Consider the following 14113-nt stretch of genomic DNA (forward strand, 5'->3'; position numbering starts at 1 on the left):
TGACCACGCTGAGTGACATGAACGTCGAGACCGCCCCGGTGGACGGACACACCGGCCCCGCCCGCCACTTCCGCATCCGCCTCTCGGCCACGGCCCGGGGCGCCCGGCTCGCCCGTCGCCTGACGGTCGCGCAACTCGTCGCGTGGGGCTGGCCGTACGACTGCGAGGGCAACCGCACGGCGTCGCTGCTCGTGGCCGAGCTCGCCGCGAACGCCGTACGGCACGGGCGGGTGCGGGGCCGGGACTTCGGCCTGCGCCTGACCGTGTACGCGGAGGACGCCACGCTGCGCATCGAAGTCACGGACGCCCGCCCGGACCGCCGCCCCCCGGCCCCCGGCACGCTCACCCCCGCCCCATTCGACACGGAGTCCGGCCGCGGCCTCCTCCTCGTCGAGGCGCTGTCGTCCCGCTGGGGCACCACCTGCGGGGACCCGTACACCAAGACGGTGTGGTGCGAAGTCCCGCTGGGGTGACGGATGCCGACGAGCGGGCCGAGGGGGGCAGTGGGCGATGGGTGCCGGGGAGAGCCGGTCCCGCCTGATGCGCCTCCTCCGGCAGCACGCCCCGGCCGGTCACGCGGATCCGCCCGGGCCCGCGACGGAGGAGAAGTCCTGCGTGAACCGCGCCACGCCTTGGGGATTCCGACCCTCCGGACCAGCCGGAGAATCCGTTCCGGCGCGATGATGCGGATCCCGTTCCTGTCGGACCGGGACGGCCGGCCCGGAAGGTCCATCGAGGTGGGGGACGGGCGTGTCGGCAGTTGGACCGTGGGCGGGATCACGATCACGGACGAGTACGGCACCCGGCTGACTACTTCGATGCCGTGGCGGAGACGCCGACGAGGATCGCCGACGGAAACCATCCGGTCCGCGAGGTCGCCGAGGGCCGACTCCTCCGGTCGTGACCCCGGTTCGGGTCTCGACGCCGATGATGCGCGGCCTGCCGTCGTCCTAGGAACGGGAGAAGGGCGCCCAGCGGGAGAGGGCGAAGCCGCTGCCCTCGCGGCGGATCTCGAAGGCGCCGTGGCCGGGCAGGTGGGCGGGGAGCACGAGGGCGTTGTGGTCGGCCGCGTAGGCGTACATCCGTGCCCGGCTGGCGCGGGCGCCGTCCTCGTCCTCCTCGAAGCAGCTGTTGAGGTGGGGCTCGTGGATCTGGATCGCGCCGTGCAGCAGGTCACCGGCGAAGACCGCGCGGTCGCCCCCGGACTCGAGGTGGACGACCGAGGAGCCCGGGGTGTGCCCGGGTGCCGGTTCGAGCCGGAGGTTGGCGTCGATGACGTAGGAGTCGTGCCAGGTCGTGACGAGCCCGGCGTCGATCACCGGCTGGACGCTGTCCTCGTAGACGTTCTGGTTGCCCCGGCCGAACCGGGTGCGGTGCAGGTGGTCGGGGTGCCAGTACGTCACGTCGGGCCGCGGCATGAGGTAGGTCGCGTTCGGGAAGGTGGGCACCCAGTCGCGTCCGTCCAGCCGGGTGTTCCAGCCGACGTGGTCGTCGTGCAGGTGGGTGTTGACGACGAGGTCGACGTCCTCCGGCCGGACGCCGGCCGCGGCGAGGTTGTCCAGGTAGTTCGTGTCCAGGTACGACCAGATCGGCTGCAGCGGACGGTACTTGCCGTTGCCCGCGCCGGTGTCGATCACGATGACCCTGCCTTCGCTGCGCAGCACCCAGGACTGCGTGGCGACGCGCGTCAGGCCGGTGCGGGCGTCCCAGTGGTCCGGGTCCAGCAGTGCGGCGTGCCGCTGCCATTCCTCCGGCTTGCTGCCGGGGAAGAACACGTCGGTCGTCATCGGCGAGATGTCGGAGAACTCGATGACGCGGGTGATCTCGACGTCTCCCAGTCTCAGGGTGGTGGGCATGTGTCTCCCTCGTTCGGAGCGGGGCTGTGGAGCGGCCTCCGCCGCGGGTCGTGCGATCGACTCTCCGGACCCCAGGCCGGGGTGACCAGTCCCGCTCCTGCCTACCCCTGACAGGTGCAGGCTGCGGGCGTCGCCGCCGCGCATACTGGGCCCATGGACCGCAGATCACCGCTCGGCGAGTTCCTGAGGGTGCGGCGCGCGCAGTTGAGCCCGGACGACGTCGGCCTGCCCCGGTACGGGGACCGGCGCCGGGTGCCCGGCCTGCGCCGGGAGGAAGTCGCGATGCTCGCGGGGGTCAGCGCCGGCTACTACACACGGCTCGAACAGGGACAGCCGGTCAACGCCTCGGCCGAAGTCCTCGACGCGATCGCGGCCGCCCTGCACCTGACCACGGCCGAGCGGGAGCACCTGCACGTCCTGTCGACGACGGGTCACCGGACCCGGCCGGCGACGCCCCGCGCGGAGCGCGTCTCCGCCGATCTGCGCATGCTGCTGGCCACCATGGACCACGTGCCCGCTCTCGTCGTGGGCCGCCGCAACGACGTGCTGGCCTGGAACAGGACCGGGCACGCCCTGCTCGCCGGGCACCTGGACCCCGCAGCGCCCGACGACCCCGACACCCGCCCCAACCTGTCCCGGCTGGTCTTCCTGGACGCGCCCACCCGCGCCCTCTACCGTGACTGGCCCGCCAAGGCCCGCGCCGTGGTCGGCAACCTGCGCACCCTGACGGCCCGCAACCCGGGAGACACCCGCCTCGCCGCGTTGATCGGCGAACTGACTGACCACAGCCCCGAGTTCGTCGCCCTGTGGGCCGAACACACCGTTGATCCCTGCAGCCGCGACGTTCACGACCTGGCCCATCCGGTCGTCGGGGAACTCACCGTCACACAACAGGCGTTCCACGTCCCGCAGGAACCGCACCAGTCCCTCGTCACCCTCACCGCGGAGCCCGGGTCCCCCTCCGCCGCGGCACTGACGGCGCTGCGGCAGGCGTGCGGCACCGGCGAGGGCGGTCGCGGCCCGGCGGGCCGGCGCGGCGTCCCCACGGCCGCCGGCACCTCACCGGCCCGTGACCGCGGCAGGGGTGCCTGACACTCCCGTCCGGCTCCGCGCTCTTGCCGGCCGTCGCCTGCTCGACGCGGGTGAGGACCGACCGCGGCCGCACACCGGCAGCCGCCGGCACCTGCGCGTCCGGCTCGACAAGCCCACCGGCGAACTCGCCTTCCACCCGTGCCGGTCACCGGGCGACAGTCCGACGCAGCCACTACCGGCAAAGAACTGTGGACGGAGCAGGGGGAGTTCACGTACCGTGTCGCTCGACGCCCTGAGACGGACGGAAGGAGGCGAGTGCCGTGCGGTTCACACCTCTCCAGCGCTCCCCTTTCCGCTGTCCCGGCGTGCTTCACGAGTTCTGACCGGGAGCGCTCCAAGCAGCCCGTATCCCGGAGGAACCCATGACCGACCCGGTCATCCACCCGCTCTCCGCGAGCGACGCCCACCTCTTCGACGCTCTCCCCGACCCGCTGGGCGCCCGTGAAGCCCATCGGCGTACCCGGTTCCGCCCCGACTGGAAGCGCGTCGCCCTGCGCGACGGCGAGGTCGTGGCACGCGGCGCGTGGTGGGGCGGCCCCGACGACTCGGAGCCCGTCAACATCAACTGGTTCGACGTGGCCGAGGGCGAGGAGGAGGCGGGGGCCGAACTCCTGCGCTCCGCCCCCTGGCAGGTCGAACTCGAGATCAACCTGCCCGGCGGCTGGCGGGACGAGCCCGGCCTGCGCCCGGCCGCCGAGGCACGCTTCTCCGCCGCACGCGCCGCCGGGTACGAACTCCTGGTGGAACGCTTCCTGTACCGCTGGACCCCGGAGCGAGGCCTGCCCGAGCGGCCCGGACGCCTGTGCTTCGGCGCCGAACCCGACGACACCGTGTTCTTCGACGCGTTGCGCCGCATCCACTCCGTGACCCTGGACGCCCACGCGCTCAAGGCCGTCGAGGAGGGCGGCCTCGACCAGGCCGCCCAGGAGGAACTCGACTTCTTCCGCTGGTGCCCCTCCCCGCGGGAGTGGTGGCGGACCGCGCACACGCCGGGGGGTGACCTGGTCGGCATCCACATCCCGGTCCACAACCCCTCCGGACCGGCCATCGGCTTCATCGGAGTCGTCCCGGAACAGCGCGGTCACGGCTACGCCTACGACCTGCTCGCGGAGTGCACCCGTTTCCTCGTCGCACAAGGCGCGGAGTTCGTCAGCGGAGCGACGGACCGGGGCAACTTCCCCATGGCCGCCAACTTCGCCGAGGCCGGCTTCCCCGTCGTCAGCGAACGCGTCAACTTCCACCCGGCGGGTCGAGCGGCCTAGGGCCTCTCGTTCGGATCATGCCGGGCTCGCGGGGGCGACACGGCACGCCGGAGCGGGACGAGCGGGCCCCGCGGAGGGCGCGGGGCGTGTACTACTCGTACTGCTCGGAGGACTTCCGCACACCCGGCGACTGGAGGGGGATCCGTGCACGATCTCGCGGACTCGATCGAATCGATGGAACAACTCGCCGCCGTCTGGCGGATCATGGTGCTCGACCGGGACCCGGACGCGGACGTCCGTGACCTTCCGGGCATCGCCGTCCGGTGGGCCGACTGCCGCTTCGCCTTCTGGAACTGCGTCACGCTGACCGGTGTCGGCACGGGCGCCGGACTCGTGGGGCGGCGCCTGGAGGAGGCGGCGGAGATCATGCGCTCGAAGAGCCGTCCGGGTTTCCTGTGGGTCTTCGAGGACCTCCTCGACGACGAGGCGCGCGCAGGGCTGGGGGCGGCCGCCGAGCGGGTCGGCCTCGCGTACGCCTTCCCCGGCACGGGCATGGCGGGAGACCTGCTGCCCCTCCCCGAACCGGACCACCCCGACCTGGCGTTCGTACGCGTGACCGGCGAGGAGCACCTGCGGGCCTTCGCGGACATCAACTCGCGTGCCTACGGGTTCCCGCCGGAGGACGGCCGTGACGGCCTCGTCCGCTCCGCGCTGTGGAAGGACAGGGTGCACGCTTACCTGGGCGTACGGGACGGCACCCCCGTGGCCTGCGCCGCCACGGTGGAGGCGCAGGGCCGCCTCTTCGTCCTGCTCGTCGCCACCGACCCGGAGTGGCAGCGCCGGGGCTACGGGGAGGCGGTGACGCGCAAGGCACTGCACGAGGGCGCCCGGGCCACGGGAGCGACCCGGGCCACCCTGCACGCGACCGCCGCCGGGGCGCCCGTGTACCCCCGCATCGGCTTCCGGCCGAACTCCCCGATGCGCTTCTACACCCTGAAGTCCTGATCCGGCGGACCCGCCACGGCCGCTAGTGCACGACCTCCGGCCGCTGGCAGGGCGTCCACCAGCTGAGCAGACCCCAGATCCCGAGCGCGAGCACGCCCGCCGCGAGCGCCGCCACGACGGCGCCAGCGGCCGGAGGGAGGGCGCCCGCGCAGCCCACTCTCTCTTCTCGCATGCCGTGATCGACGCGACCGTCCGGCCGGCGGTTCCCGGTCCCTACTGCCGGTAGCCGCTCAGGAAGCGGCCGATGCGGCCGATCGCGGCCTCCAGGTCCTCCGCGTGGGGGAGGGTGAGGATGCGGAAGTGGTCGGGCCTCGGCCAGTTGAACCCGGTGCCCTGGACCACCTGGATCTTCTCCTGCAGCAGCAGGTCGAGGACGAACCTCTCGTCGTCGTGGATCTTGTGCACCTCGGGGTCCAGGCGCGGGAAGGCGTACAGCGCGCCCTTCGGCTTCACGCAGCTCACGCCGGGGATCTCGTTCAGCTTCTCCCACGCCACGTCCCGCTGCTCGCGCAGCCGCCCGCCGGGTGCGGTCAGCTCGCGGATGGACTGCCGGCCGCCGAGCGCGGCCTGGACGGCGTACTGGGCGGGGGCGTTGGCGCACAGGCGCATGGAGGCCAGCATGGTCAGGCCCTCGAGGTAGTCCTTCGCGTGCTGCTTCGGGCCGGTGACCACCAGCCAGCCGGAGCGGAAGCCCGCCACCCGGTACGTCTTGGACAGGCCGCAGAAGGTGAGGACCACCAGGTCGGGGGCGAGCGCGGCGGCCGAGTGGTGCACGGCGTCGTCGTAGAGGATCTGGTCGTAGATCTCGTCGGCGAGGACCATCAGGCCGTGCCGGCGGGCCAGGTCGAGGACGCCCTCGACGACCTCCTTCGGATAGACCGCGCCGGTGGGGTTGTTGGGGTTGATGAGGACCACGGCCTTGGTGCGGCCGGTGATCTTCGCGGCCATGTCGTCCAGGTCCGGGTACCAGTCGGCCTGCTCGTCGCACAGGTAGTGGACCGCCTTGCCGCCGGCGAGGGTCGTCACCGCCGTCCACAGGGGGAAGTCCGGTGCCGGGATGAGGATCTCGTCGCCGTCCTCCAGCAGGGCCTGCACGGCCATCGACACCAGCTCGGAGACGCCGTTGCCGAGGAAGACGTCGTCCACGTCCACCTCCAGGCCCAGGGTCTGGTAGCGCTGGGCCACCGCGCGGCGGGCGGAGAGGATCCCGCGCGAGTCCGTGTAGCCGTGCGCCTGGGGGAGCATCCGGATCATGTCCTGGAGGATCTCCTCCGGCGCCTCGAAGCCGAACAGCGCCGGGTTGCCGGTGTTCAGGCGCAGCACGCTGTGCCCCGCCTCCTCCAGCGCGTTGGCGTGCTCGATGACCGGGCCGCGGATCTCGTAACAGACCTCGCTGAGCTTGCTCGACTGCCGGAACTCCATGCGCCCCTCCGGTTTCTGGTGTTGCTTGGTTTTACCAAGTGGACGCTTGGAAAGTCCAACGACATGTCTAGACTGCGAGGCATGCCACCTCGCCGAAGCTACGACCAGTACTGCTCCGCCGCCCGCGCGCTCGACGCCGTCGGCGACCGCTGGACCCTGCTGATCGTCCGCGAACTCCTCGCCGGCCCGCGGCGCTACACCGACCTGCACGCGGACCTGCCCGGCGTCAGCACGGACGTACTGGCCTCGCGGCTGAAGGACATGGAGCGCGACGGGCTGACGACCCGGCGGCGGCTGCCCCCGCCCGGCGCGGCGTACGTGTACGAACTCACCGCACGGGGGCGCGCGTTGCTGCCGGTGCTGCAGGCGCTGGGTGAGTGGGGGCAGGCCGGGCTGGGGGAGCGGCGGCCCACGGACGCGGTGCGGGCGCACTGGTTCGCGCTGCCCCTGCTGCGGGCGCTGCCGGGCGAGGGGCTGGTCGAGGTCCGGCTGGAGGAAGGGACGTTCCACCTGCACGTCGGCGCCGGGGACGGTCCCGCGTACGGCGACGGTCCCGCCCCCCGGGAGCCCGACGCCCGGCTGGTCCTGGACGCCGCGACCCGTACGGCGATCAGCCGGGGCGAGCTGACCGTCGCCGACGCGGTGCGCGCCGGGCGGGTCGAGGTGACCGGCGACGGCACGCTCGCCAAGGCCCTGCGGGAGGGGTGAGGGAACGGCGGAAGGCCCGCACCGGGCGGGCCTTCCGACACTGCGTCACGTGCTCGGCGGCACCCGGGGCGGACGGCCGGACCCGCGGGTCAGCCGGTACCCGGCGACACCCGCCAGCGCGGCCAGCGCACCGCCCGCCGCCGTCCACACCCAGCGGTCGGACCACCAGCCGGAGGACCAGCCGTCCTCGGGCTCCAGACCGGCCAGCACGGGGGAGCCGGAGTCGTCGTCCTTCTCCTCCTCCCCGGCCCCGGACGTCATCGCGATGCCCGGCACCAGGGGTTCCGACAGCGAGCCGTCCACCGCCGCCGCGCCGCCGACGTCCTTGGAGCCGACCCGGAGTTCGGCCTCCACCGCCTGGCCCAGGTCGGCCGTCGGCAGCCGCAGCGCCGTGAGCCGGACGTAGTACGTGCCCGGCAGCGGGTCGTCGGCCCACGGCTCCGACCAGGCGCGGACCGTGCGCAGCACGCACTCCAGCTCCACGGAGGCCTTGTCCGTCCCGGCGGTGCGGGTCTGCGCGCCGTACTGGCAGGCCTGGCGGCGGCGCAGGCCGTCGTACACGTCGATCTGCCAGGTCTGTGCCGCGTGGCTCTCGGGCAGCTTCACCGTCGCGTGGACGGTGGGGCGTTGTCCGGCGTCCGCCGGGAACGACCAGTACAGGTAGTCCCCCGTGGAGGCACGCGCCGTGGCGGTCTGCCCCTGCTCGACCTCCGTCGCGGTACGGAACGAGGTGCCCGCGCGGGTGGGCGCCCCGCCGTCCTCAGGCGCCTTCGGGGACGGCGAGGAGTCGGCCGCGGCGGGGGCGGCGGCCAGTCCGAGCGTCAGCAGGGCGGCGCCCAGCACACGTGTGACGCGCATCAGCTGGTCCTCCAGACGGCGATCCGCCAGCGTGACAGCCAGCCCCAGACGAGACCGGCGAGGAACCCGGTGAGGACCAGCGCGCCGAGCAGCCACCAGCCCCGGCCCAGGCCGAAGGAGGCCACGTCGCTCGAGCCGTCCGGGCCGTCCACGACGTCGACGGTCAGCTCCAGCGGCAGACCGGGCGTGGTCTTCACCCCGGAGTCCGCGGAGAAGGAGTTGGTCACCGCCAGACACACGACCTCGGCGGCCGGCTTGCCGCCGTCGTCGTCCTCCCGCTCGGGCCTCGGGTAGCGCAGCCCGGTGGACAGCACGTCCGTGCGGCCGTTGCCCGTGGCCTCGCCGCGCACGATCTCACGGCCGTGCACCGTGACCGCCCGCAGCAGCACGCCGTAGTCCGGGCGCACGGCCCGGTCCGCCGCCACGCTCACCGAGGCGCGCAGCTCCTGTCCCGCCGGCAGCTCCACGCGGTACCAGCGCTGCTGCCCGAACTCCTCACGGTCGGTGTACAGGCCGGACCCCAGCGTCGGCGCCCTCGTGCACGAGGCGGCGCCCTCCGTGGCGACCGGCGTCACCACCGGTTCGGCCGCACGGTCCACCAACTCGTTCACCCGGTCGGTGAGTTCGTCCTGGTGCTCGACCGAGGTGTAGGTCCCGCCGGTCGCCTCGGCGATGCAGCTGAGCTGCCGGCTCATCTTGACGTTCGGCACCAGGCCCAGGGTGTCGACGGTCAGGCCGATGCCCTTCGCGGCGATCTCCCGGGCCACCTCGCACGGGTCGAGCGGGGCACAGGTGTCCTCGCCGTCGCTGATCAGCACGATGCGCTTGGAGCCGTCGCCGCCCTCGAGGTCGTCGGCGGCCTTCAGCAGGGCCGGCCCGATCGGGGTCCAGCCCGTCGGGGTCAGCGTGGCCACCGCCGTCTTGGCCTCGGTGCGGTCCAGCGGGCCGACCGGGTAGAGCTGCGCGGTGTCCTCGCAGCCCTCCTCGCGGTCGTCGCCGGCGTAGTTCGCCCCGAGGGTGCGGATGCCCAGCTCGACCTCCTCCGGCGTCGCGTCCAGCACCTCGTTGAACGCCTGCTTCGCCGCCGCCATCCGGGACCGGCCGTCGATGTCCCGGGCCCGCATCGAGCCGCTCACATCGAGGACGAGGTTCACCTTGGGCGCGTCCCGGCCCGTGGGTTCGTCGGCGGCCGCCGCGGCCGGGAAGGCGACGAGCCCGGCCGTCAGTGCGGCGAGCAGGGCGCAGACGCCTGCCACCGGCCGTTTTCTTGTGATCATCGGCGGATCCTAATGATCGGATGCGCCGCCCTCCAAAACGGGTGATCACATCCGCTCGGGCTGAAGGGGATTGGGAAGTTCCGCCCATTGGTCCCCTGCGGTCCCCGGCGACAGCCGCATCAGCGTCAGCGCCTTCGCGGGCAGCGGCTCACCGAGCAGCGCGGCCAGGTCAGGGGTGCGCGGCAGGTCCCCCGCGGCGGTCTCCAGGGCCGCCCGCAGCGCCGGTCCCGACCCCGCCGCCCCCGCCAGCGCGCCCGCCACCAGCGAGCCGAACAGCTTGCGCCGCAGGGCGCGTTCGTCGTCCGTGACCATGCGCGCGGGCAGCCCGGGAAGGGGGACGCCGTGCCGAGCCAGCCGGGCCGGGCCCACCCGGATGTCGGCCAGGTCCCGGTAGACCAGCCGCAGCGGGTCCCCGGCCGGCGACAGCACCACCAGGAGGTTCTGGCCGTGCGCCTCCAGGGCCACCCCCAGCTCCAGCAGCCGCAGCCCGACCGTCAGGGCGAGCCGGGCGAGCGCGGCCAGCCAGGCCCCCGAGCGGGCCGGCCCGGCGGTCGCCAGGGCCGCCACCGGCACCACCCGCTCCCCGTCCGCCGCGTACACCCGGGGCGACTCGCGCAGGACGGCCGCGAGATCGGGGGACCCGGCCGCCACGGCGCCCAGGGTGCGGGTGACGTGCAGCAGTCCGTCCGTCCGCGCCGCCACCGCCTCCCCGAAGTCCGACAGCACCGCCGACGCGGCGACCGAGCCGAGCGAGATGTCCCGCACCGAGGACGTCAGACGGGCGCTCAGCGCGGTCTTGACGTGCGGCCCGTCCGGCAGCGCGAGGGTGCGCAGCGCCATCAGCGGATGCGCCGCGAGCCGCTCCTCGCCCTCCCCCTTCCGCTTCAGCACGTGCGCCGCCTGCCAGGGGTGCACCGGCACCACCACCCGCCCGCCGTCCCGCAGCCGGTCCGGCCAGGCCCCGGTCACCAGGCACTCCTCCGCCGGGACCGGCAGCAGACCCAGTTCCACCAGCGGCCGGTGCTCCGGCGCGTAGGCGAGCTGCTCGGCCACCGAGAAGCCGGGCCGGGACCGGCAGTTGGGGTGGAACGGGTGCCCGTCGACCACCCGCTGCTCCCACTCCCAGTCGGTGCGCGGCCACTCCTTCGGGTGATCCGTCCGCCCGGCCCGCGAGAGCGCCAACGAGGCGGCACTGTGCCCGAGCTCGGCCGCGAAGGCCGCCGAGTGCGGTACGGCGAGGTCCGCCATCAGCCGTGCCGGATCGTCGTACACCGCCGCGTCGAGCCGTACGGCGGTGACGTACGCGCCGGTCGCGTACGGGTCCGCCCGCGGGCCGTGCAGCCGCCGCCCGTCCGCCAGGCACAGGGTGAGTCCGTCACGGCCCGGTTCGCGGCGGACGATCCACGGCAGCGGCTCGTGCGCGAGGCCGCGCCACAGCCGGGTCAGCACGGCCGCGCGGGCACCGGGCAGCGCGTCCGCGTACCGGGGCACGAGGCCGGGCCGTACGGCGGCCAGCTCGTCGGCGACCTCGGTCTCGGCGGTGGGGGGACGGTGCACGGGCGGGCTCCTCGGGTACGCACACGCTGGAACGGACGGGCGGACGACGACAGACATACTGATCGTCCCCGCCCGGACAGACCGTAGGGAAACAGTGGAACGCGTGGACCTCATGCCCCCGCCCGCAGACGACGACGCGCCGCGCCGCGCCGACCTCGCCGGGCGCGCCGACGCGTACGCGGCCGTGCCGCTGCTGAACTGCCTGCTGCGCGAGGTGGCCCAGCCCGTGCCGGACGACCTGACCGGACCGGGCGCGCGGCGCGGCCACGGACCCGGTGGGCTCCGGACGTACCGCCTGCCCGGCACGGACCGCCTGCTGCGGGTGCGCGGCACCCGGCGCCCCGCCGCGCCCGAGGTCCGCACGGCGGGCGCCTGGCACCGGATCGACCACACCGAGCTGGTGAAACTCGTCGCCGAGGAGCTGCGCCGGCACACCGGCCTGACCAACCACGAACTGCCCGCCGAGATGATCGACAGCCGGGACGCGGTGGCCGCGCTGCTCGCCGCGCGGGCCCGGGCCACCCCGCCCGACGACCCGTACCTGCGCTCCGAGCAGTCCCTGCTCACCGGCCACACCCACCATCCCGCCCCCAAGGCGCGCGGCGGCGGCCCCGCGCCCTGCTGGCTGCCGTACGCGCCCGAGGCGCACGCCCGCTTCCCGCTGACGCTGCTCGGACTGCGCGAGGACACGGTCGTCGAGGAGGGCGACACCCGCGCCCTCGACCGCCTGGGCACGGCCCCGCCCGGCTACCGCCTGCTGCCCGCCCACCCCTGGCAGCTGGACCTCGCCGCCCGGGACCTCGCCCCCGCGTTCGCCGACGGCCGCCTGGTGCGGCTGGGCGAGACCGCGTTCCCGGTGTGGCCCACGGCCGCCGTCCGCACCCTGTACGCGCCCGGCCGCGACCTGTTCCTGAAGTTCAGCCTGGACGTGCGCATCACCAACGACATCCGCCGGCTGTGGCGCCACGACCTGCTGAAGCTGCGCGGGACCGACACGGCCGTGCGTTCCGCCTTCGCCGCCCTCGACGGTACGGCGGCCTGGCTGAGCGACCGCGGCCACCGCACCGCGGACTTCGCCCACGAACAGCTGGCCGTCGTCGTGCGCGACGGCCTGCGCGCGCACCTGCTGCCCGGCGCGACCCCGTACCTCGCGGCGGCGCTGGTCGAGGGCTTCGCGGGCAACCCGCTCGCCGCCGCCGCCGACCCGGCCGCCTGGTGGGAGGCGTACCTGGCCCGGGTCGTGCCGCCGGTCCTGACGGCCTTCGCCGGACACGGCGTCGTCCTCGAGGCGCACCTGCAGAACACCCTGGTCGCCGTGGACGCCGGCGGCACCCCCGTACAGGCGCTGTTCCGGGACGCCGAGGGGGTGAAGCTCCTGCCGGAGGCGGCCGGGGCGGCGGCCGGCGCGACCCCGCTGCCCGCGGTGTCCCGGGAGGCCGGCTGGGAGCGGCTGGTGTACTGCCTGGTCGTCAACCACCTCATCGAGATCGCCGCCGCCCTGGCCGAACACCACCCCGGCCTCGATCCGTGGCCCGCCGTCCACCGCGAGCTGGCCCGCCACGACCTCCCCGAGGCCGCCGCCCTGCGCACCGCCCCCACCCTCCCCGGCAAGACCAACCTGCTGCTGCGCTGGACCGGCGCGGACGGCGCCGACGCCCGCTACCGGCCGCTGCCCAACCCGCTGCTGGCCGGCGGGGTGCCGCGCGGCCGTCCGGACACAGGGGGGCGTCGGGGACGGACTTGACCCCGCCGTGCGCGGTCAGCCCGCCGTCGACCGGGATCTCGGCGCCGGTGATGAAGGAGGCGTCGTCGGCCGGCAGGAAGGCGACCAGCGGGGCCAGCAGGAAGACGACCGGCGGGGCGACCTCGCCGACCGTCCCGGTGCGGCCCGGCGGCGTCTCGCGGACGCCGGCGCCGTACGAGGCGGTCCCGCCGCAGGAGGCCGTGCGGTGGCACCCGGTGCACACGCACGACGCGGCCCACACCTGGCTGCGCGAGACGGCCGCCCGGGGCCCCGCGATCCGGTTGGCCGGGCGGGATCGGGGAACCAGATGACCTGCCGGGCACCGGGCGAGGAGAGGAGGCCGGGATGCGTCTCCGCCACAGCCGTCCCACCGACCCCGGGTACCACCGCCTGCGGCACGGGCGCGGCTTCCGGTACCTCGACGCCCGGGGGGAACCGCTGCGCGATCCCGCGGAGCTGGCCCGGATCCGCGAGCTGGTCGTACCGCCGGCCTGGCGCGACGTGTGGATCTGCACCCGGGCCGACGGACACCTGCAGGCCGTGGGGACCGACGCCGCCGGACGCCGCCAGTACCTGTACCACCCGCGGTTCCGCGCCGAGCAGGAGCGGGCCAAGCACGAGCACGTGCTCGACGTCGCCGAGGTCCTGCCCGCGGTGCGGGAGGCCGTCGAAGGCCATCTGGGCGACCGGGGGCTGACCCGGCAGCGGGTGCTGGCCACGGCCGTGCGCCTGCTCGACCTCAGTTTCTTCCGCATCGGCAGCGACCGCTACACCGAGCTGAACAACAGCTACGGCCTCACCACGCTGCTGCGCGAACACTCCCGCCGCCGGGCCGGTGCGGTCCTGTTCACCTACACCGGCAAGCACGGCAGGGAGATCGTCCGGACGGTGGCGGACCCCGCCGCCTGCCGCAGCCTCACCGCCCTGATGCGGCGCCGGGGCGGCGGCGACCGGCTCCTGGCCTACTGGGAACGGCGCTCCTGGCACGAGGTGAGCGGCGAGGACGTCAACGTGTACCTCAAGGAACTGGCCGGCCTGGAGATCACCGCGAAGGACTTCCGCACCTGGCACGCCACCGTCATGGCGGCCGTGGCGCTGGCCGTCTCGCAGCCCGTCGCGCGCACCGGGACCGCCCGGCGGCGGGCCATCGCGCGGGCCGCGCGCGAGGTGGCCGGGTACCTCGGCAACACCCCCGCGGTCTGCCGTGCCTCCTACATCAACCCGCGGGTGATCGAGCTGTACGAGGAAGGCGAGACGGTCGCCTCCGTGCTGCCCCACCTCGGGAACGAGGGCGCGCACGGCATCCCCGCCACCCAGGGACCCGCGGAGCGGGCCGTGCTGCGCATGCTCCGCAACGGGCGGCCCGGCTAGGGCCTCTCGTCCGGATCGTCC

At 74.3% G+C, this 14113-nt stretch carries 13 protein-coding genes and 1 pseudogene; 7 read left to right on the plus strand and 7 right to left on the minus strand.

Features of this window, described 5'->3' with window-relative positions:
* Positions 1-17 precede the first annotated feature (17 nt).
* Positions 18-473 (plus strand): ATP-binding protein, encoded by a 456-nt coding sequence (locus FHS37_RS14380; protein WP_184820996.1) that lies wholly within the window; start codon positions 18-20, stop codon positions 471-473.
* A 477-nt stretch (positions 474-950) separates the two neighbouring features.
* Here the strand turns inward: FHS37_RS14380 and FHS37_RS14385 are convergent, their stop codons facing one another.
* Positions 951-1856 carry an MBL fold metallo-hydrolase gene (locus tag FHS37_RS14385; RefSeq protein WP_184820998.1) on the minus strand — a complete coding sequence of 302 codons (906 nt, stop codon included), beginning with the start codon at positions 1854-1856 and terminating at the stop codon, positions 951-953.
* A 153-nt stretch (positions 1857-2009) separates the two neighbouring features.
* Between FHS37_RS14385 and FHS37_RS14390 the strand changes: the two genes are divergently transcribed.
* From FHS37_RS14390 to FHS37_RS14400, 3 genes are all read left to right on the plus strand, one after another.
* On the plus strand, positions 2010-2948 hold the full coding sequence (locus tag FHS37_RS14390; protein WP_184821000.1) for a helix-turn-helix domain-containing protein: 939 nt from the start codon (positions 2010-2012) through the stop codon (positions 2946-2948).
* 362 nt (positions 2949-3310) lie between these two features.
* Positions 3311-4210 (plus strand): GNAT family N-acetyltransferase, encoded by a 900-nt coding sequence (locus FHS37_RS14395; RefSeq protein WP_184821002.1) that lies wholly within the window; start codon positions 3311-3313, stop codon positions 4208-4210.
* A gap of 144 nt (positions 4211-4354) precedes the next feature.
* On the plus strand, positions 4355-5155 hold the full coding sequence (locus tag FHS37_RS14400; protein WP_184821004.1) for a GNAT family N-acetyltransferase: 801 nt from the start codon (positions 4355-4357) through the stop codon (positions 5153-5155).
* Between the two features lie 22 nt (positions 5156-5177).
* Here the strand turns inward: FHS37_RS14400 and FHS37_RS14405 are convergent, their stop codons facing one another.
* Both FHS37_RS14405 and FHS37_RS14410 read right to left on the minus strand, forming a co-directional pair.
* Positions 5178-5327: a hypothetical protein gene (locus FHS37_RS14405; RefSeq protein ID WP_184821006.1), complete on the minus strand. Its 150-nt coding sequence runs from the start codon at positions 5325-5327 to the stop codon at positions 5178-5180.
* A 41-nt stretch (positions 5328-5368) separates the two neighbouring features.
* On the minus strand, positions 5369-6577 hold the full coding sequence (locus FHS37_RS14410) for a pyridoxal phosphate-dependent aminotransferase (protein WP_184821008.1): 1209 nt from the start codon (positions 6575-6577) through the stop codon (positions 5369-5371).
* Positions 6578-6658: 81 nt separating this feature from the next.
* On the opposite strand from FHS37_RS14410, the gene FHS37_RS14415 reads away from it, so the two are divergent.
* The gene (locus FHS37_RS14415; protein ID WP_184821010.1) at positions 6659-7285 is read left to right on the plus strand and encodes a winged helix-turn-helix transcriptional regulator; all 627 of its coding nucleotides are present in this window, start codon (positions 6659-6661) and stop codon (positions 7283-7285) included.
* Between the two features lie 45 nt (positions 7286-7330).
* Here the strand turns inward: FHS37_RS14415 and FHS37_RS14420 are convergent, their stop codons facing one another.
* From FHS37_RS14420 to FHS37_RS14430, 3 genes are read right to left on the minus strand one after another with little or no spacing between them, the layout of a single operon-like run.
* Positions 7331-8143 carry a hypothetical protein gene (locus FHS37_RS14420; RefSeq protein WP_184821012.1) on the minus strand — a complete coding sequence of 271 codons (813 nt, stop codon included), beginning with the start codon at positions 8141-8143 and terminating at the stop codon, positions 7331-7333.
* Complete coding sequence (locus FHS37_RS14425) at positions 8143-9420, minus strand: VWA domain-containing protein (protein WP_184821014.1); 1278 nt, start codon at positions 9418-9420, stop codon at positions 8143-8145. Before FHS37_RS14425 ends, FHS37_RS14420 begins: the two co-directional genes overlap by 1 nt.
* A gap of 45 nt (positions 9421-9465) precedes the next feature.
* The gene (locus FHS37_RS14430; protein WP_184821016.1) at positions 9466-10977 is read right to left on the minus strand and encodes an IucA/IucC family protein; all 1512 of its coding nucleotides are present in this window, start codon (positions 10975-10977) and stop codon (positions 9466-9468) included.
* A 112-nt stretch (positions 10978-11089) separates the two neighbouring features.
* Between FHS37_RS14430 and FHS37_RS14435 the strand changes: the two genes are divergently transcribed.
* The gene (locus FHS37_RS14435; RefSeq protein ID WP_184821152.1) at positions 11090-12721 is read left to right on the plus strand and encodes an IucA/IucC family protein; all 1632 of its coding nucleotides are present in this window, start codon (positions 11090-11092) and stop codon (positions 12719-12721) included.
* Here FHS37_RS14435 and FHS37_RS39320 read toward each other — a convergent pair.
* Positions 12702-12890 (minus strand): annotated as a pseudogene (locus tag FHS37_RS39320) (hypothetical protein); the annotation flags it as partial. The gene FHS37_RS14435 and the pseudogene FHS37_RS39320 sit on opposite strands and share 20 nt — an antisense overlap.
* 176 nt (positions 12891-13066) lie before the next feature.
* Between FHS37_RS39320 and FHS37_RS14445 the strand changes: the two are divergent.
* Positions 13067-14092, plus strand: a complete 1026-nt coding sequence (locus FHS37_RS14445; RefSeq protein WP_184821020.1) for a DNA topoisomerase IB — start codon at positions 13067-13069, stop codon at positions 14090-14092.
* Positions 14093-14113 lie beyond the last annotated feature (21 nt).

The organism is Streptomyces griseomycini (genome assembly GCF_014203535.1).
In the GTDB taxonomy this organism is placed as follows: domain Bacteria; phylum Actinomycetota; class Actinomycetes; order Streptomycetales; family Streptomycetaceae; genus Streptomyces; species Streptomyces griseomycini.